This is a genomic window from Streptomyces sp. NPDC044061 (assembly GCF_056434305.1).
Genome location: NZ_JBWKFL010000004.1, coordinates 151155 through 176570, shown reverse-complemented (window position 1 = coordinate 176570; position 25416 = coordinate 151155). Strand labels below are relative to the sequence as shown.

Below are 25416 nucleotides of genomic sequence, written 5' to 3'. Positions count from 1 at the left end.
AGTCTCTGGGCATGACGAAGATCGTCAACCACTGGATCGGCGGCAAGACCGTCGAAGGCGCGTCGGGTACGTACGGGCCGGTCACGGACCCGGCGACCGGCGCGGTCACCACCAAGGTCGCGTTCGCGTCGGTCGAGGAGGTGGACGCGGCCGTCGCGACGGCCAAGGACGCCTTCGCGACCTGGGGCCAGTCCTCGCTGGCCCAGCGGACCTCGATCCTCTTCAAGTTCCGGGCGCTGCTCGACGCCAACCGGGACGCCATCGCGGAGCTGATCACCGCCGAGCACGGCAAGGTGCACTCCGACGCGCTCGGCGAGGTCGCGCGTGGCCTGGAGATCGTCGACCTGGCCTGCGGCATCAACGTCCAGCTGAAGGGCGAGCTGTCCACGCAGGTGGCCAACCGGGTCGACGTGGCGGCGATCCGCCAGCCGCTCGGTGTCGTCGCCGGCATCACGCCGTTCAACTTCCCGGCGATGGTCCCGATGTGGATGTTCCCGATCGCCATCGCGACCGGCAACACCTTCGTGCTGAAGCCGTCCGAGAAGGACCCGTCGGCAGCGATCAAGATCGCCGAGCTGCTGGCCGAGGCCGGTCTGCCCGACGGCGTCTTCAACGTCGTGCACGGCGACAAGGTGGCCGTGGACCGCCTCCTGGAGCACCCGGACGTCAAGGCCGTCTCCTTCGTCGGCTCGACCCCGATCGCCCGCTACATCCACACCACGGCCTCCGCGAACGGCAAGCGCGTCCAGGCCCTCGGCGGCGCCAAGAACCACATGCTGGTCCTGCCGGACGCCGACCTGGACGCGGCGGCCGACGCCGCGGTCTCGGCGGCGTACGGCTCGGCGGGCGAGCGCTGCATGGCCATCTCCGCGGTCGTGGCGGTCGGCTCCATCGGCGACGAGCTGGTCGACAAGATCCGTGAGCGCGCCGAGAAGATCAAGATCGGTCCCGGCGACGACCCCACCTCCGAGATGGGCCCGCTGATCACGAAGGTCCACCGCGACAAGGTGGCCTCCTACGTCGAGGGCGCGGCGGCCGAGGGCGCCGAGGTCGTGCTCGACGGCACCGGTTACACCGTCGAGGGCTTCGAGGACGGCCACTGGATCGGCATCTCGCTGCTCGACAAGGTGCCCACGTCCGCGAAGGCGTACCAGGACGAGATCTTCGGCCCGGTGCTGTGCGTGCTGCGCGTCGACACCTACGAGGACGGCGTGGCCCTCATCAACGCCTCGCCGTTCGGCAACGGCACCGCGATCTTCACCCGGGACGGCGGCGCCGCCCGCCGCTTCCAGCTGGAGATCGAGGCCGGCATGGTCGGCGTGAACGTCCCGATCCCGGTGCCGGTCGGCTACCACTCCTTCGGTGGCTGGAAGGACTCGCTCTTCGGCGACCACCACATCTACGGCAACGACGGTACGCACTTCTACACCCGCGGCAAGGTCGTCACCACCCGCTGGCCCGACCCCGCCGACGCCCCCGCGGGCGTGGACCTCGGGTTCCCGCGCAACCACTGAGTGTCACCCGGAGGTCATCTCCGGCTTCCGTCAGGCCGTCCGGATACCGGACGGCCTGACATTTTTTTGAAGCCTTCGCTGCGGTTCCCGTTCTTGAGGGATCAATCGGATGATGAAGGAGGTGCCGCCCAATTTCCTTGGAAAGCAAGGTCACATGTTGCATGAGCTTGATGGATGCCTCCATAAGGCGCTGTGACCTAAGAAAGTGATGTGGCGTCGATTGCTTCAGGGGTGCGGATTCCGAAGGTAAACGGCCATTGACGCGGCGGTTTTCGTCGGGGTTCCCTATGCAGCGCCGGGAGCGGACGAAACGAACGCACGACGAGCCGCCCGGAGGCGATAGCGCTCCCGAGCCCACCCTCAGTCGCACGAGTCGATCGGATTCCGCCGCATGACCGACACGCTCCGCCCCGTCGAGACAGGCTCTGTCGAGGCAGCCGTCACCGAGGCCGCCGGCAGCCCTCAGAAGCTCAAGCGTTCCATCGGGGTAGTCGGCGGCACCCTGCTGACCCTTTCGTGCGTCACACCCGCCTCCACGCTCTTCGTGGTGGTGCCCGACCTCTTCGGCTCCCTCGGCACCGCGACCGCCCTGACGATCGCCATCGGCTCCCTCCTCTGTATCGCCGTGGCGTTCTGCTACTCCGAGCTGGGCACCCTCATCCCCAGCGCGGGCGGCGAGTACGCCATGGTGTCGACGATGGCCGGCCGCCTCGCGGGCTGGCTCGTCTTCGTGCTGTCCCTGCTGGTCGTCATGATCGTGCCGCCCGTCATCGCGATGGGCACCGCCGACTACCTGGCCCCGATAGTGCACCTCGATCCCGCGATGACCGGCGCCGGCGTGATGCTGCTCGCCACCCTCGCCGGCCTGCTCGACCTGCGCGCCAACGCCTGGATCACCGGCATCTTCCTGGTCCTGGAGGTCGTCGCCGCCGGTGTCGTCGCCCTCCTCGGCTTCACCCACGGCCACCGCGGTGTGGGCAGCATGGTCTCCATGCAGGTGGCCGGCGCGCACGGGCACACGGACACCGTGACGGCCATGCTGGTCGTCTCCGGTCTCGCGATCGCCCTCTTCGTCACCCAGGGCTTCTCGACCGCCGTCTACCTCTCCGAGGAGCTGGAGCACCCCCGCCGCAACGTCGCCCGCACGGTGCTGGCCACCCTCGCCATCTCCACCGTGGTCATCCTGGTCCCGGTCGCCGCCATCACCATGGGCGCTTCCGACCTCAAGGAGCTGACCGGCGGCGACATCAGCTCCATGGTCACCGCCTGGTCCAACTCCGCGGTCGGCACGTTCGTCAGCCTCTGCGTGGCCCTCGCGATCATCAACGCGGGCATCGTCATGGTCATCCAGAACTCCCGCGTCCTGTTCGCCTCCGCCCGCGACAAGGCCTGGCCCGGCCCGGTCAACTCCGTCTTCTCCAAGCTCGGCCGCTTCGGCTCCCCCTGGGTCGCCACGCTCGCGGTCGGCGTGCCCGGCGCGCTGCTCTGCTTCGTCAACCTGGACACCCTCTACGGCGTCACCGGCGTCTCGGTGACGGGCATGTACCTGCTGGTTGCGGTCGCCGCCCTGCTGGCCCGCCGCGGCGCCCACAAGCACACGCCCGCCTGGCGGATGCCGCTGTGGCCCGCGATGCCGGTCCTGCTCATCGCGGTCCTCGTCTACATCCTCGTGGAGCAGGACCCGACGTACCTGCTGTGGACCGGCGGCATCACCGCGGTCGCCACGCTCTACTGGGCCTTCTACCTCCGCCCCCGCCGCGACACCCGCTGGCTGGTGTCCATCCCGGAGGACGCGCAGGCGTAATCAGAACTCCCACGTCAGCACCACGCACGTCCCCTCGCCCTCGCCGCCCGCACTCCGACAGGCGGCGAGGGCGACGTCGTTCCCGGTGTCGGCCCCGACCCACATGCCGTGGCACCCCCGCTCCCGGGCCGGCTCCGCGAGCCGCAGCACCGGCGCCCGCCCGAACCCGCGGCGGGCGGTACGGCTCCGCCATCGCCGGCTCGTACAGGAACATCTCGGTGCCCGTGTCGGGGTGGACGGTCTGCACGCCGCTGACGCAGCCGGCGGCGGCCCCGTCCGCGTGGGCCGGCAGCAGATGGTGGCCAGGCGTGGAGAGGAAACACTCCGCCCACTCGGGTCGGGCCTGATTGTCGAACAGGTGCTCGGCGACGACGTCGGCGACGGTGGTGGCCCTCCGGATCCGCATGGCCCTCCGTACCACGCCCGAAGTACACGGGGGCAGGCCCGTACTCCCCTGGGAGGGCCCCCGGTTCAGCCCGGGGGCCCCGTCGGATGTCAGCGGCGGCCCGTACCGTTGAGGCATGGATCTTCGTGTCCCCGCGCTGCGAGGGCTGCTGAAGGGGCCGCGCCGGCTGATGGCCGCCGCGGCCGCCGTCGTGGTGCTCGCCGGCGCCGGTACGTGGACGGCCGTCGCCTCCGACGACGCGTCGCCGGTGCACCGCAGCGACCGCGTCATGACCATGGCCGACGGGACGCGCATCGACACCTCGTACTTCACCGGCGGTGCCACCGGCCGCCGCCCCGCCGTCCTGCTGGGGCACGGCTTCGGCGGCAGCAAGGACGACGTACGGCAGCAGGCCGAGAACCTCGCCCGCGACGGATACGCGGTGCTGACCTGGTCGGCACGCGGCTTCGGCCACTCGACCGGGAAGATCGGGCTGAACGACCCCCAGCACGAGGTGGCCGACGTCTCCCGGCTCATCGACTGGCTGGCGCAGCAGCCCCGGGTTCGCCTCGACAAGCCCGGCGACCCGCGCGTGGGCGTGGCCGGCGGCTCCTACGGCGGCGCGATCTCCCTGCTCGCCGCCGGACACGACCACCGCGTCGACGCCATCGCCCCGGCCGTCACCTACTGGAACCTCGCCGACGCCCTGTTCCCGAACGACGTGTTCAAGAAGCTGTGGGCCGGCGTCTTCTTCAACACCGGCGGCGGCTGCGCCAGGTTCGAACCCGCCCTGTGCCGGATGTACGACCGGGTCGCCGAGTCCGGCACCCCGGACGCGGCCGCCCGCACGCTTCTGGAGGAGCGCTCGCCGTCCGCCGTCGCCGACCGCATCAAGGTGCCCACGCTGCTGGTGCAGGGCCAGACCGACTCCCTGTTCACCCTCGCCCAGTCCGACGCGGCCGAGAAGGCGATCCGGTCCAACGGCGCCCCGGTGGACGTCGACTGGATCGCGGGCGGGCACGACGGCGGCGACCTGGAGAGCGGCCGGGTGGAGGACCGGGTGACGGCCTGGTTCGACCGTTACCTCAAGGGCGACAGGTCCGCCGACACCGGCCCCGCCTTCCGGATCACCCGCACGGGAGGCGTCGACTCCACCGACGGCGCCGCCCGGCTGCGCGGCGCGAGCGCCGGCACCTATCCCGGCCTGCGCGACCACCGGCGGACCGTCGCCCTGAACGGCGGCCGGCAGCACTTCGTCAACCCGGCCGGGGCCAGCCCGCCCGGCGTCTCCGCCCTGCCCGGCCTCGGCGGCTCCGGCGGACTCGCCCAGCTCTCCGCGCTCGGCGTCGGCGTCTCCCTCGACTTCCCCGGCCAGTACGCGAAGTTCGACTCGGCACCGCTCACCCGCGATCTGCAGATCACCGGCTCGCCCACCGTGACCGCGCACGTCACCTCCACCGGCGAGGACGCCGTCCTGTTCGGCAAGGTCTACGACGTCGGCCCCGACGGCACCCGGCAGGTGCTGCCCTCCCAGCTCGTCGCACCCCTCCGGGTCACCGGCGCCAGGAGCGGCAAGGACGTCACGATCACCCTCCCGGCGATCGACCACGAGGTGCAGAAGGGCCACCGGCTCCGACTGGTCCTCGCCTCCACCGACCTCGGCTACGCCTCACCGGTCGCCCCGGCGACGTACACCGTCTCCCTCGAGGGAGGCCTGAGCGTGCCGACGGCGCCCGCCGTCACCACCGCCGCGGCCCCCCTGCCCGCGTGGGTGTGGTGGCTGCCGCTGGCCGGAGCCGCCGCCGCGCTCGCCCTGCTGCTCACCGGCCGCCGCCGCACGGCCGCCCCCGCGCCCGACCCGGAACTCGCCGACGTCCCGCTGCGGATATCCGACCTCAGCAAGCGGTACGCCCGGTCCGCCGACCGGTACGCGGTGCGCGAGCTCTCCTTCCGCGTGGAGAAGGGCCAGGTGCTGGGACTGCTCGGGCCCAACGGCGCCGGCAAGACCACCACCCTGCGCATGCTGATGGGTCTCATCAAGCCGGACGGCGGCGAGATCCGCGTCTTCGGCCACGCCGTCCGACCCGGCGCGCCCGTGCTGTCGAGGGTCGGCGCCTTCGTGGAGGGCGCGGGCTTCCTGCCGCACCTGTCCGGCCGGGAGAACCTGGAGCTGTACTGGCGGGCCACCGGCCGCCCGCCGGAGGACGCGCACCTGGAGGAGGCCCTGGAGATCGCCGGCCTCGGCGACGCCCTGGCCCGCGCGGTGCGCACCTACTCCCAGGGCATGCGCCAGCGTCTCGCCATCGCCCAGGCCATGCTCGGCCTGCCCGACCTGCTCATCCTGGACGAGCCCACCAACGGCCTCGACCCGCCCCAGATCCGCGAGATGCGCGAGGTGATGATCCGCTACGCGGCCGGCGGCCGCACGGTGATCGTCTCCAGCCATCTCCTCGCCGAGGTCGAGCAGTCCTGCACCCACCTGGTGGTGATGGACCGCGGCCGGCTGGTCCAGGCCGGTCCGGTGCGGGAGATCGTGGGCTCCGGCGACACCCTGCTCGTCGGCACCGGTACGCCCGTGGAGGAGCCGGTCGTGGAGAAGGTGGCCGCCCTGCCCGGCGTCGCCTCCGCCGTACGCACCGAGGACGGGCTGCTGATCCGCCTCGAGCCCGGCGGCACGGCCGAGCGGCTGGTGGTGGAGCTGGTGCGCCTGGAGGTGCCCGTCGCCTCGGTCGGCCCCCACCGGCGCCTGGAAGACGCCTTCCTCACCCTGATCGGAGGTGCCCCGTGAGCACGCTCACCGAGCCCGTCGAGGTCGCCTCCGGCTACCGCGCGGGCCGCACCCTGCCGCTGCGCGTGGAGCTGGTCCGCCAGCTCAAGCGGCGCCGGACGCTGATCATGGGCGGGATCCTCGCCGCCCTGCCGTTCGTGCTGCTCGTCGCCTTCGCGATCGGCGGCGACCCGTCGGGCCGCAACGGCCAGGTCACGCTGATGGACACGGCCACCGCCTCCGGCGCCAACTTCGCCGCGGTGAACCTGTTCGTCTCGGCGGGCTTCCTGCTGGTGATCCCGGTCGCCCTGTTCTGCGGGGACACGGTCGCCTCGGAGGCGAGCTGGTCCTCGCTGCGCTATCTGCTCGCCGCTCCCGTGCCCCGGGCCCGCCTGCTGTGGTCCAAGCTCGCCGTGGGGCTCGGGCTGAGCCTCGCCGCGATGGTGCTGCTGCCCCTCGTGGCGCTCGCGGCCGGCACGGCCGCCTACGGCTGGGGTCCGCTGCAGATCCCCACCGGCGGAGCGCTGGACCCGGTTACGGCGGCGCAGCGCCTGGTGGTCGTGGTGGCGTACATCTTCGTGTCCCAACTGGTCACCGCCGGGCTGGCGTTCTGGCTGTCGACCAGGACGGACGCCCCGCTCGGCGCGGTCGGCGGCGCGGTCGGCCTCACCATCGTCGGCAACGTCCTGGACGCCGTGACGGCCCTCGGCCACTGGCGCGACTTCCTGCCCGCGCACTGGCAGTTCGCCTGGGCGGACGCCGTCCAGCCGCACCTCGAGTGGTCCGGCATGATCCAGGGCACCGCGATCTCCATAACGTACGCCCTCGTGCTGTTCGCCCTGGCCTTCCGGGGTTTCGCGCGCAAGGACGTGGTCTCCTAGGTCACCGGAGGATCACCTACCGGTCTCGACGGGCCGTCGGCGTGGCCGGTTCGAGATCCATCCGCAACCCCCCGGGTCGCACGTTCCGGCGCCCCGCGCCGTCACAGTCGGCAGAGGTCGCACAAGCCGACGTCAACCGACGCAGGGGGAACGCGAGATGGAGCGGAACCGGACACAGCGATCACGACGAATGCGCGGCACCCTGCTCGCCCTCACGGCGGCGGGCGGTCTGCTGCTGACGGCCTGCGCGGGCGGCACCGGGGAGCACGGCAACAGCGCGGACAAGCGCGGCCTGCCCGCCCCCGCGCCCGGCCACACACGCGGCGACCAGGGCTTCGAGTCGCCCCCGTCCGACAACCACCTCTCCACCTTCGCCCTCGACGTCGACACCGCCTCCTACACGTACGCCCGCCGCACCCTCGCCGACGGCCGCACCCCCGACCCGTCGACCGTCCGCCCCGAGGAGTTCGTCAACAGCTTCCGCCAGGACTACCGCAGGCCCGACGGCAACGGTTTCACCGTCACCGTCGACGGCGCCCGCACCGCCGAACCGGACTGGTCCCTGGTCCGCGTGGGCCTCGCCACCCGGACCGCGGAAGCGACCGGACAACGGCCGCCCGCCGCGCTCACCTTCGTCGTCGACGTCTCCGGGTCCATGGACGAACCCGGCCGCCTCGACCTCGCCAAACAGTCCCTCGACACCATGACGGACCGGCTGCGCGACGACGACTCGGTGGCCGTCGTCACCTTCAGCGAACACGCCGAGACCGTCCTGCCGATGACCCGGCTCGGCGGCCACCGTGGCGAGGTTCACGACGCCGTCGACGGCCTCGAGGCGCTGTCCTCCACCAACCTCGGCGCGGGCGTCGAGACCGGCTACGCCACCGCGGTCGAGGGTCTGCGCAAGGGCGCCACCAACCGGGTCGTCCTGGTCTCCGACGCCCTCGCCAACGACGGCGAGACCAGCCCCGACGCCATCCTGCGCCGTATCGACTCCGCCCGCCGCGAGCACGGCATCACCCTCTTCGGGGTCGGCGTCGGCAGCGACTACGGTGACGCCCTCATGGAACGCCTCGCCGACAAGGGCGACGGCCACACCGCCTACGTCTCCGACACCACCGAGGCACGCAAGGTCTTCTGCGAGCAACTCCCGCAGAACATCGAGCTGACCGCGCGCGACGCCAAGGCCCAGGTCGCCTTCGACCCGCACACCGTCGCCGACTTCCGCCTCGTCGGCTACGACGACCGCAGGGTCGCCGACGACGACTTCCGCGACGACCACGTCGACGGCGGCGAGGTCGGCCCCGGCCACACCGTGACCGCCCTGTACGCGGTGCGCACCAGGCCGGGCGCCGACGGCCACCTCGCCACCGCCACCGTCCGCTGGCTGGACCCCACGACCCGCGCCCCGCACGAGGAGTCCGGCGCCCTGGAGACCGGCGCCCTGAAGGACTCCCTCCGGGAGGCGAGCCCCCGCTTCCAGGTCACGGCGGTGGCCGCCTACTTCGCCGACGCCCTGCGCGCCGGCACCGACCACGGTCCCGCCCTCCCCGGAGCCCCGAGCCTCGCCCGGCTCGCCACGCAGGCGGCCGCGCTGGCCCGCACCACCGAGGACGAGGACGTACGGGCCCTCGCCGACGCGATCCGGGAGGCGGGCCGTGCGGACACCGGGGACTGAGACGCCGCACGCCCCATTGACCTTTCCTTACCTCTGAGTAAGTTGACTCTCCGGTAAGTACGTTCGTCAGTACAGCCGCGACCGGGAGCCGTCATGGGCGTACGCAGGGATCTGAAGCGGGCACGGCAGCGCACCGACCTGGCGGCCCGTGGCTCGGTGGAGATCGTCAGGGACGCGACGGGCACCGTGCGCGAGGTGCGCACGGCGCCCCTGGCACCGCCGCTCACCGGCGGCTCCCTGGCCGACCTGCCGTTCACGCACACGGCCGAGACCCCCGACGCGGTGCTGCTGCGCCGCCGCGCCGAGGGCACCTGGCACCCGGTCACGGCAGCCGCCTTCGCCGCCGAGGTCAACGCCGTCGCCAAGGGGCTGATCGCCGCCGGCCTCGAACCGGGCGGCCGGGTCGCCGTGATGTCCCGCACCCGATACGAGTGGACCGTCCTGGACTTCGCGATCTGGGCGGCCGGCGGCCAGCCCGTGCCCGTCTACCCGACCTCCTCCGCCGAGCAGGTGGAGTGGATCGTCCGCGACTCCGGCGCCCGGTACGTCGTCACCGAGACCGCCGCGAACGCCGCCACCGTCACCACCGGCACCGCGGGCCATCCCCGGCCGCCGCGCCTGTGGCAGCTGGACGCGGACGCCCTCGCCGACCTCACCGCCCTCGGCCGGGACCTGCCCGACGACGAGGTGGCCAAGCGGCGCGCCGCCCTGACCCCCGACACCATCGCCACCCTCTGCTACACCTCCGGCACCACCGGCAGGCCCAAGGGCTGCGTCCTCACCCACGCCAACCTGCACACGGAGGCCGCCAACACCGTCGAGCTGCTGCACCCGGTCTTCCAGGCCGTCACCGGCCAAGCTGCCTCCACGCTCCTCTTCCTGCCGCTCGCCCACATCCTCGGCCGCACCCTGCAACTCGCCTGTCTGCTGGCCCGGATCGAGACCGGCCACTTCCCGAGCGTCAAACCCGACGAACTCAGGCCCGCGCTCAAGGAGTTCAGGCCCACCTTCCTGGTCGGGGTGCCGTATCTCTTCGAGAAGATCCACGACACCGGGCGGGCCACCGCCGAGAAGATCGGCCGCGGTGCCTCCTTCGACCGCGCCGAGCGCATCGCCGTGCGCTTCGGCGAGGCCCACCTGCGGAAGTTCCTCGGCACCGGCAAGGGGCCCGGCCCGGGCCTGTACGCCGCCTGGGCCCTGTACGACCTGCTCGTCTACCGGCGCATCCGCAAGGAGCTGGGCGGCCGCATGCGCTACGCCATCAGCGGCGGGTCCCCGCTGGACCGCGATCTCAACCTGTTCTTCCACGCGGCCGGGATCGTCGTCTACGAGGGGTACGGCCTGACCGAGACCAGCGCGGCGGCCACCATCGTGCCCCCGCTCGGTCCCCGCCCGGGCACGGTCGGCCTGCCGATCCCCGGCGTGGCCGTACGCATCGCCGACGACGGCGAGGTGCTGATCAAGGGCGACGTGGTCTTCGGCTCGTACTGGAACAACCCGGCGGCCACCGACGCCGTGCTCGCCGACGACTGGTTCGCCACCGGCGACCTCGGCTCCCTGGACCAGGACGGCTATCTCACCATCACCGGCCGCAAGAAGGACATCCTCGTCACCTCCGGCGGCAAGAACGTCTCCCCGGCCGTCCTGGAGGACCGGCTGCGCAGCCGCTCGCCGGTCGGCCAGTGCGTGGTCGTCGGGGACAACCGGCCCTTCGTCGCCGCCCTGATCACCCTCGACCCCGAGGTGGTCGCCCACTGGCTGGCGGTGCGCGGACTGCCCCCGGACACACCCCTCTCGGAACTGGTGCGCGACGAACGGCTGCGGGCCGAGGTGCAGAGGGCGGTCGACCACGCCAACGCGGCCGTCTCGCGCGCCGAGTCGATCCGCGCCTTCGCGCTCGTCGAGGGGGAGTTCACCGAGGAGAACGGGCTGCTGACCCCGTCGCTGAAGGTGAAGCGGCACGCGGTGACCGCTGCCTACGCCGAACGGATCGAGGAGCTGTACCGGCGGTAGCAAGCGGAACGGCGGGTCACCGGAGGGACCGGTGACCCGCCGTACGCGGGGCGCTCGCTCAGCCGTTGCCGGACAGCGCGGAGATGTCGTCCAGGACGTGCGAGAGCGGCTCGTCGCCCTTGGCCTGGGTCGAGTTCTCCGTGCACTGCTGGGTCTGCGGGGAGGACAGGACCGGGATGTCCTGGACGCCGACGTTGACCAGGGCCAGGATCGACTGGGCGTCGACCTTCGCCGGAAGACCGACACACGGCTTGTTCAGGGAGCCCTGCACCAGCGAGAGCTGGGGGCTCTGGTCGCCGGCCGTGACGGAGTTGCCGAAGGACTGCTGGGCTTCGTTGCCACTCAGCGAGGTGGTGCCGTGGTCGTCACCGAGGGCGAGAGCCTGGGGGGCGGCGAAACCCGCCAGACCGGCGACGGAGGCGGCTACAGCCGCGGTTGCCCACAGCTTCTTCATGTTGGTTCCCTTCGAGAGGCGGACTCCGGGGGGAGTTGCGTGATCATCAACGGCAGGTGTCTGACTGCGGTTGCGGCCCTTGCCCCGTTCGGAGCAGTAAAGTCCGATCAATGCACTAACGTCTCGTATGACATCAGATGAGGTGTTATGAGGCGGTTCGGAACACGCCGACGGGCCGCCGCGACAACGCGGCGGCCCGTCGGCTCGGGCCCGTCAGGAGGCCCGGGGTTCTCCGGCTCAGCCGTTGCCGGACAGCGCGGAGATGTCGTCCAGGATGTGCGAGAGCGGCTCGTCGCCCTTGGCCTGCGTGGAGTTCTCCGTGCACTGCTGGGTCTGCGGGGAGGACAGGACCGGGATGTCCTGGACGCCGATGTTGCCCGCGCCCAGGATCGACTGGGCGTCCAGCTTCGCGGGCAGGCCGATGCAGGGCTTGTTGAACGAGCCCTGGATGAGCGCGAGCTGGGGGCTCATGTTGCCGTACGTGGCCGAGTTGCCGAACGACTGCACGGCGTCGTTGCCGCTCAGCGAGGTGGTACCCGTGTCGTCACCGATGGCCAGGGCCGGCGACGCAGCGGTGGCGGAGAATCCGACGACGGAAGCGGCGACCGCGGCGGAGGCCAGAACCTTCTTGATCACTTGCTGAGTCCCTTCTGGAGAAACCCCGTCCACCGGAGCGCCTGGATCAACTGGCCACCGCGCCCGAGGGTTGCTGTCGTTCACTCCGATGGCCCACATGGCGTCGGCGAGGGGTTTCGGGGAGGCGGTACTGGAATTCCCGGAATTCCGCCGCTCGGAACGATCCGATCGGGTGACACCCCGCAACCAATCCGTGCGGGTCCGGTTGATGCGGGGCAGGAGCGTGTGTCTCGGCGAGGAGCCAGGGAAAGGGAAGCGAAATGCTGAAGAAGGCAATGGCCGCGGTGGCGGTCGCCGTGTCCTGCGTAGGCGTGTCGGCGGCGGCAGCTCCCCAGGCGCTTGCCATCGGCGACGACACCGGCACCACCTCGTCGAGCGGCCAGGGTGCGAAGGAGGCCTTCGGCAACCAGGTGACCGGGGGCAAGATGAGCCCGCAGGCCTCCCTGGTCCAGAGCTCGGTCAACAAGCTCTGCGTGGGCCTGCCGGTGAAGGCGGACGCCGAGTCCGCGGGTGCCCTCATCGCCAATGTCGGTGCGCAGGACATCCCGGTCCTGTCCTCCCCGCAGACCCAGCAGTGCACGGAGAACTCCACGCAGGCCAAGGACGACGAGCCGCTGTCGCACGTCCTGGACGACATCTCCGTCCTGGCCGGAAACGGCTGAGGCAGCCGCTGGTCCTGCCGACGGAACACCGCCCGGGTGGCGTGCCGGTACATCCACCGCCGCCCGGGCGGTCTTTCTTGTCTTTCACCGAAGAAGCGTTTCTCCGCCTATCCGCCAACATGTCAAATCTCTGAGGGCGTTCGAGTGAATTCAGGGACGGCGCGCGTTCCGTAGTTTCTTCGGCTGTCTATCCCTCGTTTTACAACCTGCCGGTCATGGTGCGAGCCATTCAAGTTGAGCTCGCTCGGTTTCGGCCGTCACAGGGCATGACCGCAGAGAAGGGAAACTTCATGAAGAAGAGCGCTGCTGTCGTCGCCGGCGCGATCCTGGCGCTGGGCGGAGCCGCCACGGCCTTCGCCGACTCCGGTGCCACCGGTGGGGCGGCCAACTCGCCCGGCGTCATCTCCGGCAACGTGGTCGAGGTCCCGCTCCACGTCCCGGTCAGCGCCTGCGGCGACACCGTGGACGTCATCGGGGCGCTGAACCCCACCTTCGGCAACGCCTGCGCCAACCGCTGAAAGACGTAACACACCGCACCAGCCCATCGGCTGTGTCCTGGCCGGCCTCGGACCGTTGATCCCCGGATTCTTCGTCCCGAGGCCGGCTTTTCCACTTCTTCGAGCAGGAAGACAAGAGATTGCGACAGACCCTCAGCAAGGGCATGGTCGTGGCCGCCGCCGCGACGGGCATCCTGTCCTTGTACGGCAGTCAGGCCCTGGCCGACTCGGGCGCGTTCGGCGCTTCGCAGCGTTCGCCCGGCGTGGTGTCCGGCAACACGGCCCAGGCCCCGGTGAACATCTCGGCCAACGTCTGCGGCGACTCCGTGGACGCGGCCTCCGCGCCGAACCCCGCGTTCGGCAACTCCTGTGCCAACGGCTCCGCTTCGAAGAGTGACGGGGGCGACGACGACTCCGACTCCTCGGACTCCTCGGACTCCTCGGACTCCTCGGACTCCTCGGACCACTACGGTCCCGAGGGCCAGAGCGACGATCACACTTCGCCGCCTTCGTACGAGGACGAGCCCACCGCGCCGCCTTCACAGGACGACGAGCCCACCGCGCCGCCCTCGCACGACGACGACCAAGCCACGGCCCCTCCGTACGGTGGCCCCACGTCCGAGCCTCCGTACGGCGGTGACGACCACTCGACTCCGCCCTCGTACGGCGGTGACGATCACACGACTCCGCCCCCGTACGGCGACGACGACCACTCGCCTCCACCTCCGTACGGCGGCGAGGACGAGACGTCCCCGCCTACCTACGGTGGTGAGGACCACTCGACTCCGCCTACCTACGGTGGTGAGGACCACTCGACTCCGCCTACCTACGGTGGTGACGACCACTCGACTCCGCCTACCTACGGTGGTGACGACCACTCGACTCCGCCTACCTACGGTGGTCACGACCACTCGACTCCGCCTACCTACGGTGGTGACGACCACTCGACTCCGCCTACCTACGGTGGTCACGACCACTCGACTCCGCCCCCGTACGGCGGTCACGACCGCCCGACACACCCTCCGTACGGCGGTCACGACCGCCCGACACACCCTCCGTACGGCGGTCACCACCGTCCGGCTCCGCCTCCGTACGGCGGCGAGGACTACACGCCCCCGCATCACCACGGTGGCCACCACCACTCGGGAAGGCCCAGCCTTCCGCACACCGGTGGTGAGGCCCGGGCCATGCTCGCGGCCTCGGCCGTCAGCGCCCTGCTGATCGCGGCAGGAACGATTCTGTACCGACGAGGCCGGACCGCCTCGGGCCGGTGACGCGCCGGGTGCCGGGCCCCAGTGCCCGGCACCCCGCGTCCCGTAGGGGCGCCGTCCGCGGTGGCGCCGTACCGCGTCCTTCGGCGCCGTACCGCCTGTGGCATCTCGCCACGCCGTCCGGCCGCGATGCGCCGGCCCACAGTCCAGCGCGCCCTTGGATTTCCTTCGCCCGTGCGGGGGTCGGGACCACCTGAAAGCCGTAGCCGTGATGGCGGTGCTCGTCTCCACGTGACTGGGTGTCAGTATCGGGAACGGAGGAGCAGGTATGGCTCCACAACGGCACAGGACTCGGCTTCGGCGGCATGCCGTGGCCGCGGCGTCGATCGCCGCGCTGGTCGCCCTGGCGGCCGGTGTCGGGTCCGCGGCGGACGTGGGCCGGGACGACGACAGCTCCGCCGCGTCGCCCCCGCCGCCGTTCGGCGCGTTCCTCGGCTCCGAGCCGGGCGCGGTGGCCAGCATGGCCGAAATGAGCAAATGGCTCGGCGGCACCGAACTCAAGGTCGCGCACACCTATCTGCCCGGCGACCGCTGGAGCGACATCGAGGGAGCGCCCGGCTTCCTGGACGCGTGGGCCGAGTGGCGGCGTCAGAAGACGGACCGGACGCTGGTCCTCAACGTGCCCATGCAGGAACACGACGAGGAGGACCGGACCGACGCCCAGGTGCGCTCGCTGCTGCGGCAGGGCGCGGCCGGGAAGTTCGACGGGCACTTCCGCACCCTGGCCGAGCGGCTGGTGGCGCTGCGGGTGCCGGACACGGTCATCGTGCTCGGCTGGGAGATGAACGGCGACACCTACACCCATCGCTGCGGACCGGATCCGAAGGCCTGGAAGACGTACTGGAACAAGGTCGTCAAGGCGATGCGGGCGGTGCCCGGCCAGGGATTCCGGTTCGACTTCACACCCAGCCGCGGCCGGGACGCCGTTCCGTGGACCGAGTGCTATCCGGGGGACGACACGGTCGACATCGTCGGCATGGACTCCTACGACCAGCCGGCCGGAAGCTCCTTCGACGAACAGGTGACGGAGCCCTACGGCCTGCAGCAGCAGGTGGACTTCGCGAAGGCCCACGGCAAACCGCTCTCCTACCCGGAATGGGGGCTCTTCAGCAACGGAGACGACGTCGAGTACATGCGGCGCATGCTCGCCTGGATCGACGAGCACCGACCGCTGTACAACACGCTGACCGACTACTGCCCGCACGGCGTGTGGCAGTGCTCGCACAACCCCAAGGCGTCCCAGGTCTACCGGTCCGCCCTGTACGGCCGCACCGACGAGCGGTCCCCGGCACCGCAACCGGCGCCGGGGTTCCCCTTCGACTGGTGGCCGCGTGCAGGCTAGCCCTGGGGTGGCCTCCACCGGTGCAGGATCACTTTGCCCCGCTCCCGGGCGGTGACCCCGCACAGCGCGGCCGACAGCAGCGGGACGGTGCGCCGCCTGGCCAGCAGCAGCCGCCGGTTCACGACCGGCTCGGGGCGCCAGTGGTGCTTGTACGGCTCGTCGCCGCGCAGCAGGCTCAGGGCGCCCTGCCCGCCCGCGCCGCCGCGCACGGCGTTCGCCGCGTGCTCACTGCACGCGTCCAGCAGCATCACGGCCACGTCCGCCCGCCGTTCCCGCAGCCGCGGATCGGCGCCGTACAGGTACCCGCCCGCCAGGCTCCGGGACAGCAGCGTCAGGTCGACGGCGACCACGTCGTCATCGAGCCGGAACTCGGTCACGACGGCGTCCCCGGAGCGGACCATCGGCGCCACCGAGCGGACCAGATGCTCCACGAACCGCGGCCGCAGGTGCTCGGTCGTCACCTTCCGTCCCCGCCACTGCAGCCGGTGCAGCTCCAGCAGCCGGTGCAGTGCCGCGTCCACCCCCTCGGGTCCGACCACCCGCCGCTCCACGCCCAGCGCGGTCAGCTTGCGCAGTTTGGCGCGCACCCGCTGGGCCTTGCTCGACGGCAGCCGGGCGACCAGCTCGTCCATGGGCACGGCGGGCAGCTCCAGGCAGAGCGAGTCGCGGACCTCGCGGCGGGGCCCGGGCCATCGGTCGTAGACCTGCTCCACCGCGCCACCCGGCCGCACCTCGCGGAAGTCGATCAGCGCCGTGCGTGCCGCCTCCCACAGGGCCCCGGCGAGGGCGTCGGCCGCGCGCCCGTCGTCGGTGTCGTCCAGCAGCACGTCCCCGTAGTCGGAGATCGGCCCGCCCAGCGGTACCAGCGCGGGCAGCGGACGGCGGACCAGCATCAGCGGCGCGGCGGCGACCAGTTCACCGCCCTGGCCGCCCGTCTCGCCGGAGCGCACCAGCAGCAGTCTGAGCCGCCCGCGTCCGCCGTACGACCGCCACCACGAGTGCAGCCAGGCGTGGCTCTGGAACGGGGTCGCGGCGGCGCAGCGCCCGTACAGCCGTCCCCAGGCCGGGGCCAGCTCGGCGAAGGACTCCTCGTCGGTGACGAGGTCGGCGGTGTACGCCGGGTGCGCCGCGCAGGTCGTCGTCACAGCTGTCCGTGCGCGTCGGCGGCGACGGCGGGCCCGGGCACCGAGGCCGCCCGCAGGGGCTCCGGCGGGCGGCGCCTCGGCCGCACCAGCAGTGCCAGCCCGCCGAGCAGCCCGCCCGCGCTCGCCCCCACCGGGACGGTCACCCCGGTGGACGCCGAGGACGGTTCGGTCGGCCGCAACGCCCGGGAGAATTTCAGGAGTTCCACGTGGGTGTCGGCCTTCGTGGCGTTGGCGTGCCGGGTCAGGGAGTCGGCGACCGCGTTGGCCATGTCGGCCGCCCGGGCCGGGCGGGGCGAGGTGGCGGTGACGGCGACCATCGGGGCGTCCGGCGAGGTGGCGGTGCGCACACTGTCGCGCAGGGTGTCCACCGGAACCCCGGCCCGCGCCTGCGCGTCGCCGAGCACCGCGAGCTGGGTGGCGACCCGGCCGTAGGCCTGGGCGAAGCCGAGCGCGGAGGCGGTGTCGGAGCTCTGGGTGGGTACGGCGATGACGTAGCTGGTGGCCGTGTACGTCGGCGGCTTCAGCACGCCGTACGCGCCGCCCAGCAGCCCGCCCGCGAGGACGCCGGCGGCCACCAGTGACCAGGGCGGCAGCGCGCGGGCGCGGGGGAAGCGGGCCGGGCGGTGGTGGCGGAGGGGATGGTCGGTCATGGCGAGCTGACTCCCTTGGAGGGTCGGGGCTTGGGGACGGTGCGGTCGAGCGCCGCCGCGTACACGTCCATGAGCCGGGCGGCGCTGCGGGCGATGCAGTAGTGACGGGCGGCCTCCGGGGCGGTGCGCGGGCCGGGGCCGGCGGCGCGCACCCCGGCGAGCGCGTGGGCGTAGGCGTCGGCGCCGCCCTCGACGCGCAATGCGTTCGGGGCGGCCGCGGTCGGCAGGTCCTCGACGGCCGGGCAGGAGGAGTAGCGCACCGGCAGTCCGGCCGCGAGCGCCTCGACGACGGCGAGGCCGAAGGCCTCCTCCGGGGAGGGCGAGGCGAGCACGTCCATCGCGGAGGCCAGCGCGGGCAGGTCCGGGTCCGGGCCGCCGTCGCAGTCGTACGGCCGCTCGCCCGCGAACACCACCCGGCCGGCGACGGCGGCCTCCTCGGCGGCCCGGCGCAGGGCGCTCTCCGCGCCGCCCCCGCCGACCAGCAGCAGCCTGCAGTCGGCCGGGAGCCGGGCGAGGGCCCGGATCAGGACGTCGAAGCGTTTGCCGGGGGTGAGCCGGCCGATGCCGCCGATGACGAACGCGTCGGCGGGCAGCCCGAGCCGGGCACGCGTGCGCAGCCGCCGCACGGGGTCGAAGCGGAACCTCTCCAGGTCGATGCCGTTGGGCACGACCGCGATGCGCGGCTCGGGCACGCCCCAGCGGGCCAGCCGCTCGGCGACCGTGGGGGAGACGGCGACCGTGGACCGGCCCAGCCGTTCGCCGGCCAGGTACAGCGCGCGCACCCCCGCCGTGAGCGGGCGGCCCTCCATCTGCGAGTCGCCGAGGGAGTGTTCGGTGGCGACGACCGCGCGGACCCCGGCCAGCCGGGCGGCGATCCTGCCGTACAGACAGGCCCGGTAGAGGTGGGTGTGCACCAGGTCGTAGCGGCCGCGCCGGATCATCCGGGCCAGCCGGGGCAGCGCGGCCAGGTCGCGGTTGCCGCTCATGCCGAGGTGGACCACCCGGACCCCGTCGGCGGCCAGCCCGACGGCGACCGGACCGGGGTTGGTCATCGTCACCACGTCGCACTCCACCGGCAGATGCCGCAGCAGCAGCCGCAGTTGCTGCTCGGCGCCGCCGACCCCGAGCCCGGTGATGACGTGCAGCGCCCTCACCGCGGACCGTCCACGGGACGGCGGCGCAGCCGGTGCAGCCGGTACTTCAGCAACAGGCGTACGGCGGTGTCGTTCTGCCCGATGTGCACGCGGGGCAGGGCGTGCGGGCCGGTCAGCTCGCCGGGGTCGATGGCACAGGCGTAGCCGTAACCGGCCTCCCGCACGGCGTCCACGGCACGTTCGTCGACCGTGCCGTACGGATAGCAGAAGCCGGTGACCGGGGCGCCGGTCAGCTCCTGGAGCCGGGCGCGGCTCTCGGCGGTCTCGGCCCGGAGGGTGGTGTCGTCGGCCCGGGTGAGGTCGACGTGGGTGAGACCGTGCGAGCCGATCTCCACGCCCGCCCGGGCGGCCTGCCGGACGGCGGCCGCGGTGAGCAGCGGCTTGCGCGGGCCCAGCGGGTCCCACGCGTTGTCGCCGCCGAACCGGCCGGGCAGCACGAACAGGGTGGCCGCGCACTCCCAGCGGGCGAGCACCGGCAGCGCGCCGGTGAGGAAGTCGGCGTAGCCGTCGTCGAAGCTGAGCCCCACCAGGTTCCGTCCCTCGCCCCGGGCACGGGCGGCGAGCAGTTCGGCCACCGACACACCCCTCAGGCCCCGGCCGCGCAGCCAGCGCAGCTGCCGCTCCAGCCGGTCGGGCGTGACCGTGATCCGGTACGGGTCGTCGGAGCAGTCGCCGACCGAGTGGTACATGGCGATCCACGGGACGGTGCCCGGTCTGCCGGTACGGGTGCGGAGGGGGGACTCAACGGCGGAGGGCATGCGGGAGCCTTCGTACGAGGGTGCGGACGGACTGGAGTCGGGGTGCCCGGAGCTGGGCGCCAAGGGTCGGGTCGAGCAGGACGAACACGACGGTCACGGTGGCGCCACCGGCGGCCAGACCGGCGAGCGGGCCGCCGGGCCGGCTCGCGACCAGCGCCCCCGCCACCGTGGCCACCACGGCTGCCCGCAGCGGCCGGCCCAGCTCGCGCAGCACGCGCCGGGGACGGACGGGCACCCGGCCGGGGCCGCCGCGGCGGGCGGCGCGCCGCCTCGGCCCGCCCGCCGTGCCCGCCAGCAGCAGGCCGGCGGTGACGGTGATGCCGGTGGCGTTGGCGGCGGCGATCCCGGTGACCCCCAAGGAGCCGACCGTCCCGGCGCCGACCCCGCAGGTCACGGCGATGCCGGTGGCCATGGCGGCGACCGGGTACCAGGTGGCGCGGCCCGCCGAGAAGTAGGAGCGGACCAGCACGCCCGTCAGCGTCTGGGCGAGCAGCCCGAGCGCGTACACCCGCATCACGGACGCGGTCGCCGCGGTGTCCCGGACGGTGAACGCGCCCCGCTGGAACAGCAGTTGAATGATCTGCGGGGCGCAGGCGACGACGGCCGCGGTGCCGAGCAGCACCAGGGAGGAGGCCACCACCAGATCGCGCTCCACCCGGTCCCGGGCCCGCTCGGTGTCGCCGTCGGCGAGTGCCCGCGCCACCACCGGGAAGGTGACCGCGCACAGCATCGTCGACAGCGCCATCGGGATCTGCGCGACCTTCTGCGCGTAGTTGAGGTGCGAGATGGCCCCGGCGGGCAGGTTCGAGGCGAGGAACCGCTCGACGAGGACCTGCGACTGCCGGCACAGCGCGAACAGCAGCACGGTCGCCATCAGCGCCGCGTTCACCGGTTGCGCCTCGGTGACGGCCCCGGCACCGGCCTCGGCCGTACGACGGCTCCGCAACCGCGACAGCAGCTGCGGAAGTTGGACGAGCACCATCAGACAGCCGCCCACCGTGACCCCGAACGCGGCCGAGCGCACCCCCCAGCGGCCGCCGAGGGCGAACATCGTGGTGACGATGCCGACGTTGTAGGCGACGTAGATGGCGGCCGGGGCCAGGAAGCTGCGGTGGGCCCGCAGGGCCGCGCTGCAGTACCCGGCGAGCCCGAAGCTGAGCACACAGCTCGCGGTGAGCTGGGTGCAGTCCACGGCGAGCGCCGGGTCGGGCAGGCCGGGCGCGAGGGCACCGACCAACCGCGGGGCGGCCACGGCGAGCAGCGCGCCCACCACGGCGAAGGCCGGCGCCAGCCGGGGCAGGGTGCCGGCCACCAGGGACCGGACGGGATCGCCGGGCGCACCCTGGGCGCGCCGGGCCAGCGCCGTGCTGAACGCCGGGATCAGCGCGAACGCCAGCCCGTCCTCGATGAGCAGGGTGGCCGCGAACTCCGGCACGGTCCACGCGACCAGGAAGGCGTCGGTGTCCCGGCCGGCCCCGAACAGCCGCGCCAGCGACTGGTCCCGCACCAGCCCGAGCAGCGCGCCCGCGACCGAGAGGGAGACGGTGATCAGGGTGGCCCTGGCGAGGAACCGGCGGGTGGGCGGCCCGTGTTCGGGACCGTCCCGCAGGGCCGGTGCGCCGCGCGCGACGGCCCGGGCCCGGGGCACCGCCGCGCCGTCGCCGCCGTCCGGCCCGGGTGCCGTACCCGCCTCACCGGCCCGGGGGCCGGGCCCCGGGGAGGGCGTCACCGTCATCGGACAGCGGCCTTCCCGACGGCCCTGCCCGACGCGCCGGCGCACGCGGCGCGCTCGTCGGGGGCCGCCGCCTCGGCGCCGACCAGCGCCCACCACGCCACGAACCCGAAGCACACCGCGGTCAGCACGGTCGAGGTACCGCCGATGTCGGCGTAGGCGAAGTCCACCAGTTGCCACACCAGCAGCCCGCACGCGATCAGCGCGCACTCCTGGCCCCGGCCCGAGCGGCGGGCCCGGCCGATGCCCCGCAGCACGCACACCAGCAGGGCCGACCAGCCGCCCGCCAGGCACAGCAGCCCGACCAGCCCCTGCTCGCCGAGCACCAGCAGGTACATGTTGTGCGGGGACAGCAGGGGCTGCCTGCGGAAGGCGGCGCCCGCGCCCTCCGTGTCGCTGCCCGAGGAGAGCGCGAGCGAGGAGTGCCCGTCGCGGTACTCGGGGAAGGCCTTCAGCCCGACACCGGTCAGCGGATGCTGCTGCCACATGTCGGTGGCCGCGGCCCACATGGTGTACCGGTCGGTGACCGACTGGTCGGGAGCGTCGGTGACCCGCGTGATGCTGTCGATCCGCTCCTGCAGCATCGCCGAACCCACACCGAGACCGCAGACCAGCACCACGCCCGCGGCCACCGCGGCCGCCCCGACCGTCAGCGCCCGGCGCAGGCCGGTCGCCGCGAGCTGGACGGTGAGCGTCACGGCGGTGGCGATCCAGGCGCCCCGGCTGAAGGACAGGGCGAGCGGGAGGACCAGCGCGAGGGCACAGACGGCGGCGATCCACCGCTCGCGCACCGAGGTACGGCCGAGCGCCAGCCCGACCGCGCACACCAGCCCGAACGACACCACGGTCGCCATGCCCATCACGTCCGACGCCCCGAACGTGCCGACCGCGCGGATCTCCTCGCCCTGGTAGGAGGCGCCGGTCCCGGTGACGTACTGCTGGACACCGAGCGCGCCCTGCCACAGCGCGAGCCCGACGAGCGACCACGCCAGCAGCCGCGCGTCGCGCCGGTCGCGGATCAGGAGGAGGACGGCGGCCGGGACCAGGACGAAGATCTGCAGATAGCGGCCGAGGCCGGCGATCCCGGCCGCCGGCGACACCGCGCCCATCGCGGCGAGCGCGAGGCCGACCACCGGCAGACCGAGGACCACGCCGGCGGTACGGGACAGGGGGCGCCGCCGCTCGCGCAGCAGCCGTACGGCGCAGTGCGCGACAACCAGCGCGGACGCCACGTCGGCCGGGCCGGCGCCGCCCTCGCCGCCGGGGGAGTCGGGCAGCGCGAGCAGGGCGATCACGGCCACCACGGGCAGCACCGGGGACGGCCTCAGGCGGCGGAGCGGCAGGGCGAGGCTCATCGGTCAGCTCCCCGTGGAACGCACGAGCGCGGCCGCGGTGCGCAGCAGGATGCAGATGTCCTGCCACAGCGACCAGTTGTCGATGTAGGCGTTGTCGAAGCGGGCCCGGTCCTCGATGGAGGTGTCGCCGCGCAGGCCGTTGATCTGGGCGAGGCCCGTGATGCCGGCCCGCATGCGGTGCCGGGCCGCGTAGCCGGGGTAGGCCTGGCTGAACTGCATGACGAAGTAGGGTCGTTCGGGGCGCGGGCCGACCAGGCTCATGTCGCCGCGGAAGACGTTCCACAGCTGGAGCAGCTCGTCCAGCGAGGTCTGCCGCAGGAGGCGGCAGAAGCGGCTCATCTCGGGTTCGCCCGCCACGCTCCACCGGGTCGCCGCCTCGTGCTCGTCCGTCGGGCGGTGGGTGCGGAACTTCAGCAGCGTGAAGGGGCGTCCGCCCTCGCCGATGCGCTCCTGCCGGAACACCACTCCGGGTCCGCCGGTGAGCCGGAGCACGGCCGCGCACACCAGCAGCACGGGGCTGACCAGCACCAGCAGGATCCCGGACGCCACCACGTCCAGCAGCCGCTTGCCGAGGCTGTCGCGGCGCCGCGAGGCGAGGTACAGACGCCGGACGGAGAACCCGGCGAGCCGGTCGCGCATCTCGAACGCCGGGCAGTCCGCGTCCACCTCCCACACGGCGCAGCCGGACTCCACCAGCGCCCGCAGCAGCGGTCCCCGCTCGGCGCGCACGGCCGGGTCGACGGTGAGCACGACCCGAACCCCGTACCGGACGAGCACCCGCTGCACCTCCTCACCGGTGCCCAGCACCGGCAGCCCGCCCCTGCCGTCCGGGTGTTCGGCGACGACACCCACCGGCCGCACCCCGCAGTGCGGGTGCCGCAGCAGGGCGGCGGCCACCCGCTGCGCGGTCGCGGCGGGGCCGATGATCAGGGCCGTGCGCGGGCGGCGCGTCAGTGCCACGCGGCGCTGCCAGTGCACGGCCCCGCGCGCCGCACAGGCCGCCGTCGCGTGCCACGCCCAGCCGAGCAGCAGGGCGCGGGCGGACAGCGCGCGACCGGGCTCGTGGGCGGCGAGCAGTGCGCCGAGGGCGAGCCAGGCGACCGCGATCCGGCCGCAGAGCGCCGGGAGTTCGTCGAGCACTCCCGGCACCGGCCGCGCCGAGCGTGAGCGCAGCAGTATCGCCGCGCCCACCAGTAAGGCGACCAGCGGCGGGCGTCGGGTGGCCTCGTCCAGCGCGACCGCGCCCACCAGCGCGGCGAACAGGTCGGCGGCGAGCAGTGGAAGGGCCGAGGGGGGCCGTGCGGGCAGCCGCCGCACTGGGAACCGGAAGCCGCCGGGCGCGGGGGCCGGCAGCACCGCGAGGGGTGAAGGTCCGCGGTTGCGTGGCTGGGCGCCGGGGGCGCCGGGGGAGGGGATGGTGCTATCCGCGGTCACGAGTGGATGGACTCCCTGCACTCGAGGGGCACGGGCGGCCGGGCGCCGATGACTTCGCGGTACAGGTCCGCGAACCGCTCGGCGGTGTGCCGCACGTCGTGCGTGGACAGGACGTGCCCGCGTCCCCGGGTGCCGAGCGCCGCGCGCAGCGGTGCGTCGGGCAGCAACGCGGCGACGGCCCCGGCCAGCGCCGCTGGATCCTCCGGCGGGACCAGGCAGCGGGATGCGAACGCGGGCGGCAGGCTCTCGCGGGCGCCGTCGACGTCGGTGAGCACCACGGGCCGCCCGCAGGCCAGTGCCTCCAGGGGGGCGAGGGCCATGCCCTCCCAGCGCGAGGGCAGCACCACCAGGTCGGCGGCCCGGTACCAGGGCACGGTGTCGGAGACGGCGCCGGCGAACCGGACGGAGGGAAGACGGGGGTGGGCCCGCCGGCGCAGCGCGGCACGGTCCGGGCCGTCGCCGACCAGCACCAGCCGGGCCTCCGGCACCGCCCGCAGGACCTGCTCCCAGGCCCGCAGCAGTACGTCCTGGCCCTTCTGCCGGCACAGCCGTCCGACGCAGACGACGAGCGGTGCCGCCGGGTCGAGGTCCGGCAGCAGGGCGGCGCGGGCGGGATGGGCGGGTCCGGGGGAGAAGCGGTCGAGGTCGATGCCGTTGGGGACGACGGCGTACGAGGCGTGCACCCCGGCGTGTATCCCCGTCGTGCGCTCCGCCTCGCTGACGCACACCACCCGGTCGGCCCATCGCGCCCCCCAGCGCTCCCAGCGCAGCGCGAGCGCGGCGGTGCTTCCACCGACGGCTTCGAACGACCATGCGTGCGGCTGGTACACGGTCGGGATGCGCCCGCGCACGGCGAGCCGGGCGGCGAGCCCCGCCTTGGCGCTGTGTGCGTGCACCAGTTCGGGCCGTACCTCCTCGATCAGCCGTGCGAGCCGCCGTACCTCTCCGGTCAACCCTGGTCCGGGCGACCGCCCGGCCCGCCATTCGCGCACGTCGGCGCCCAGTTCGCGCAGGCCGACGGCCAGTTCACCGCCCGGGCAGCCGGCCGTGACCCGCAGACCGGCCGCCAGCTGCGCCCGCGCGAGGTCCTGTACGACCCGGGCGACACCGCCGTCGACGGGTTGCGCGAGGTGCAGGACCCGGGGCCGGAAGTCAGGTGCTGATCGGTGCATTCGCGGGTTACCTCGTTCGTGGGGGAGCGCACAGGGCTGCCAGCGGGTACGCACGTCACGCCCGCGCGTCCACGGCGACGAAGAGCGCGCCGGTTCACGACGCGTCCCGGAG

20 protein-coding genes are annotated in these 25416 nt (G+C 73.1%); 10 read left to right on the top strand and 10 right to left on the bottom strand.

The window, feature by feature from the left end:
- Window positions 1-11: 11 nt before the first annotated feature.
- From mmsA to AC07CM_RS07990, 6 genes are all read left to right on the top strand, one after another.
- Window positions 12-1514, top strand: coding sequence for a CoA-acylating methylmalonate-semialdehyde dehydrogenase (gene mmsA / locus AC07CM_RS08015; RefSeq protein WP_478875483.1), 1503 nt, complete (start codon window positions 12-14; stop codon window positions 1512-1514).
- Window positions 1515-1905: 391 nt separating this feature from the next.
- Window positions 1906-3318, top strand: coding sequence for an APC family permease (locus tag AC07CM_RS08010; RefSeq protein ID WP_478875482.1), 1413 nt, complete (start codon window positions 1906-1908; stop codon window positions 3316-3318).
- A gap of 521 nt (window positions 3319-3839) precedes the next feature.
- Window positions 3840-6491 carry an alpha/beta fold hydrolase gene (locus AC07CM_RS08005; RefSeq protein ID WP_478875481.1) on the top strand — a complete coding sequence of 884 codons (2652 nt, stop codon included), beginning with the start codon at window positions 3840-3842 and terminating at the stop codon, window positions 6489-6491.
- Window positions 6488-7351, top strand: a complete 864-nt coding sequence (locus AC07CM_RS08000; protein WP_478875480.1) for an ABC transporter permease — start codon at window positions 6488-6490, stop codon at window positions 7349-7351. Before AC07CM_RS08005 ends, AC07CM_RS08000 begins: the two co-directional genes overlap by 4 nt.
- 157 nt (window positions 7352-7508) lie before the next feature.
- Complete coding sequence (locus AC07CM_RS07995; protein WP_478875479.1) at window positions 7509-9029, top strand: vWA domain-containing protein; 1521 nt, start codon at window positions 7509-7511, stop codon at window positions 9027-9029.
- Window positions 9030-9122: 93 nt separating this feature from the next.
- Window positions 9123-11042 carry an AMP-dependent synthetase/ligase gene (locus tag AC07CM_RS07990; RefSeq protein ID WP_478875478.1) on the top strand — a complete coding sequence of 640 codons (1920 nt, stop codon included), beginning with the start codon at window positions 9123-9125 and terminating at the stop codon, window positions 11040-11042.
- A gap of 58 nt (window positions 11043-11100) precedes the next feature.
- On the opposite strand, the gene AC07CM_RS07985 is transcribed toward AC07CM_RS07990, so the two are convergent.
- Both AC07CM_RS07985 and AC07CM_RS07980 read right to left on the bottom strand, forming a co-directional pair.
- Window positions 11101-11496: a rodlin gene (locus AC07CM_RS07985; RefSeq protein WP_478875477.1), complete on the bottom strand. Its 396-nt coding sequence runs from the start codon at window positions 11494-11496 to the stop codon at window positions 11101-11103.
- Between the two features lie 237 nt (window positions 11497-11733).
- Window positions 11734-12132 (bottom strand): rodlin, encoded by a 399-nt coding sequence (locus AC07CM_RS07980; RefSeq protein ID WP_478875476.1) that lies wholly within the window; start codon window positions 12130-12132, stop codon window positions 11734-11736.
- 260 nt (window positions 12133-12392) lie between these two features.
- Here AC07CM_RS07980 and AC07CM_RS07975 point away from each other — a divergent pair, with 260 nt between their 5' ends.
- The 4 genes from AC07CM_RS07975 (at window position 12393) to AC07CM_RS07960 (ending at window position 15904) form a co-directional block, all read left to right on the top strand.
- Window positions 12393-12794: a rodlin gene (locus AC07CM_RS07975; protein ID WP_478875475.1), complete on the top strand. Its 402-nt coding sequence runs from the start codon at window positions 12393-12395 to the stop codon at window positions 12792-12794.
- Between the two features lie 290 nt (window positions 12795-13084).
- Window positions 13085-13312 carry a chaplin gene (locus tag AC07CM_RS07970; protein ID WP_478875474.1) on the top strand — a complete coding sequence of 76 codons (228 nt, stop codon included), beginning with the start codon at window positions 13085-13087 and terminating at the stop codon, window positions 13310-13312.
- Window positions 13313-13431: 119 nt separating this feature from the next.
- Complete coding sequence (locus tag AC07CM_RS07965; RefSeq protein WP_478875473.1) at window positions 13432-14565, top strand: chaplin; 1134 nt, start codon at window positions 13432-13434, stop codon at window positions 14563-14565.
- A gap of 265 nt (window positions 14566-14830) precedes the next feature.
- Window positions 14831-15904, top strand: coding sequence for a glycoside hydrolase family 26 protein (locus AC07CM_RS07960; protein ID WP_478875472.1), 1074 nt, complete (start codon window positions 14831-14833; stop codon window positions 15902-15904).
- On the opposite strand, the gene AC07CM_RS07955 is transcribed toward AC07CM_RS07960, so the two are convergent.
- Genes AC07CM_RS07955 through AC07CM_RS07920 form a run of 8 tightly spaced genes read right to left on the bottom strand, consistent with a single transcriptional unit; the run spans window position 15901 to window position 25304 of the window.
- Complete coding sequence (locus AC07CM_RS07955; protein WP_478875471.1) at window positions 15901-17049, bottom strand: GNAT family N-acetyltransferase; 1149 nt, start codon at window positions 17047-17049, stop codon at window positions 15901-15903. The two genes, AC07CM_RS07960 and AC07CM_RS07955, sit on opposite strands and share 4 nt — an antisense overlap.
- Window positions 17046-17699, bottom strand: coding sequence for a YveK family protein (locus AC07CM_RS07950; RefSeq protein WP_478875470.1), 654 nt, complete (start codon window positions 17697-17699; stop codon window positions 17046-17048). The genes AC07CM_RS07955 and AC07CM_RS07950 overlap by 4 nt, the downstream gene beginning before the upstream one ends.
- Window positions 17696-18853: a glycosyltransferase gene (locus AC07CM_RS07945; RefSeq protein WP_478875469.1), complete on the bottom strand. Its 1158-nt coding sequence runs from the start codon at window positions 18851-18853 to the stop codon at window positions 17696-17698. Before AC07CM_RS07945 ends, AC07CM_RS07950 begins: the two co-directional genes overlap by 4 nt.
- Window positions 18850-19611: a polysaccharide deacetylase family protein gene (locus tag AC07CM_RS07940; RefSeq protein ID WP_478875468.1), complete on the bottom strand. Its 762-nt coding sequence runs from the start codon at window positions 19609-19611 to the stop codon at window positions 18850-18852. The genes AC07CM_RS07945 and AC07CM_RS07940 overlap by 4 nt, the downstream gene beginning before the upstream one ends.
- On the bottom strand, window positions 19595-21346 hold the full coding sequence (locus AC07CM_RS07935; protein WP_478875467.1) for a lipid II flippase MurJ: 1752 nt from the start codon (window positions 21344-21346) through the stop codon (window positions 19595-19597). The genes AC07CM_RS07940 and AC07CM_RS07935 overlap by 17 nt, the downstream gene beginning before the upstream one ends.
- Entirely contained in the window at window positions 21343-22698 is a 1356-nt protein-coding gene (locus AC07CM_RS07930) for an O-antigen ligase family protein (protein ID WP_478875466.1), read from the bottom strand. The genes AC07CM_RS07935 and AC07CM_RS07930 overlap by 4 nt, the downstream gene beginning before the upstream one ends.
- Window positions 22699-22701: 3 nt before the next feature.
- Complete coding sequence (locus AC07CM_RS07925; protein ID WP_478875465.1) at window positions 22702-24132, bottom strand: exopolysaccharide biosynthesis polyprenyl glycosylphosphotransferase; 1431 nt, start codon at window positions 24130-24132, stop codon at window positions 22702-22704.
- Window positions 24129-25304 carry a glycosyltransferase family 4 protein gene (locus tag AC07CM_RS07920; RefSeq protein WP_478875464.1) on the bottom strand — a complete coding sequence of 392 codons (1176 nt, stop codon included), beginning with the start codon at window positions 25302-25304 and terminating at the stop codon, window positions 24129-24131. The genes AC07CM_RS07925 and AC07CM_RS07920 overlap by 4 nt, the downstream gene beginning before the upstream one ends.
- Between the last annotated feature and the right edge of the window lie 112 nt (window positions 25305-25416).

What these genes read in the sequence shown, in the direction of transcription:
- mmsA (WP_478875483.1), top strand. Translation starts at nt 12, where the DNA reads ATGACGAAGATCGTCAACCACTGGATCGGCGGCAAGACCGTCGAAGGC.
- AC07CM_RS08010 (WP_478875482.1), top strand. Translation starts at nt 1,906, where the DNA reads ATGACCGACACGCTCCGCCCCGTCGAGACAGGCTCTGTCGAGGCAGCC.
- AC07CM_RS08005 (WP_478875481.1), top strand. Translation starts at nt 3,840, where the DNA reads ATGGATCTTCGTGTCCCCGCGCTGCGAGGGCTGCTGAAGGGGCCGCGC.
- AC07CM_RS07995 (WP_478875479.1), top strand. Translation starts at nt 7,509, where the DNA reads ATGGAGCGGAACCGGACACAGCGATCACGACGAATGCGCGGCACCCTG.
- AC07CM_RS07990 (WP_478875478.1), top strand. Translation starts at nt 9,123, where the DNA reads ATGGGCGTACGCAGGGATCTGAAGCGGGCACGGCAGCGCACCGACCTG.
- AC07CM_RS07985 (WP_478875477.1), bottom strand. Translation starts at nt 11,496, where the DNA reads ATGAAGAAGCTGTGGGCAACCGCGGCTGTAGCCGCCTCCGTCGCCGGT.
- AC07CM_RS07975 (WP_478875475.1), top strand. Translation starts at nt 12,393, where the DNA reads ATGCTGAAGAAGGCAATGGCCGCGGTGGCGGTCGCCGTGTCCTGCGTA.
- AC07CM_RS07970 (WP_478875474.1), top strand. Translation starts at nt 13,085, where the DNA reads ATGAAGAAGAGCGCTGCTGTCGTCGCCGGCGCGATCCTGGCGCTGGGC.
- AC07CM_RS07960 (WP_478875472.1), top strand. Translation starts at nt 14,831, where the DNA reads ATGGCTCCACAACGGCACAGGACTCGGCTTCGGCGGCATGCCGTGGCC.
- AC07CM_RS07950 (WP_478875470.1), bottom strand. Translation starts at nt 17,699, where the DNA reads ATGACCGACCATCCCCTCCGCCACCACCGCCCGGCCCGCTTCCCCCGC.
- AC07CM_RS07940 (WP_478875468.1), bottom strand. Translation starts at nt 19,611, where the DNA reads ATGCCCTCCGCCGTTGAGTCCCCCCTCCGCACCCGTACCGGCAGACCG.
- AC07CM_RS07935 (WP_478875467.1), bottom strand. Translation starts at nt 21,346, where the DNA reads ATGACGGTGACGCCCTCCCCGGGGCCCGGCCCCCGGGCCGGTGAGGCG.
- AC07CM_RS07930 (WP_478875466.1), bottom strand. Translation starts at nt 22,698, where the DNA reads ATGAGCCTCGCCCTGCCGCTCCGCCGCCTGAGGCCGTCCCCGGTGCTG.
- AC07CM_RS07920 (WP_478875464.1), bottom strand. Translation starts at nt 25,304, where the DNA reads ATGCACCGATCAGCACCTGACTTCCGGCCCCGGGTCCTGCACCTCGCG.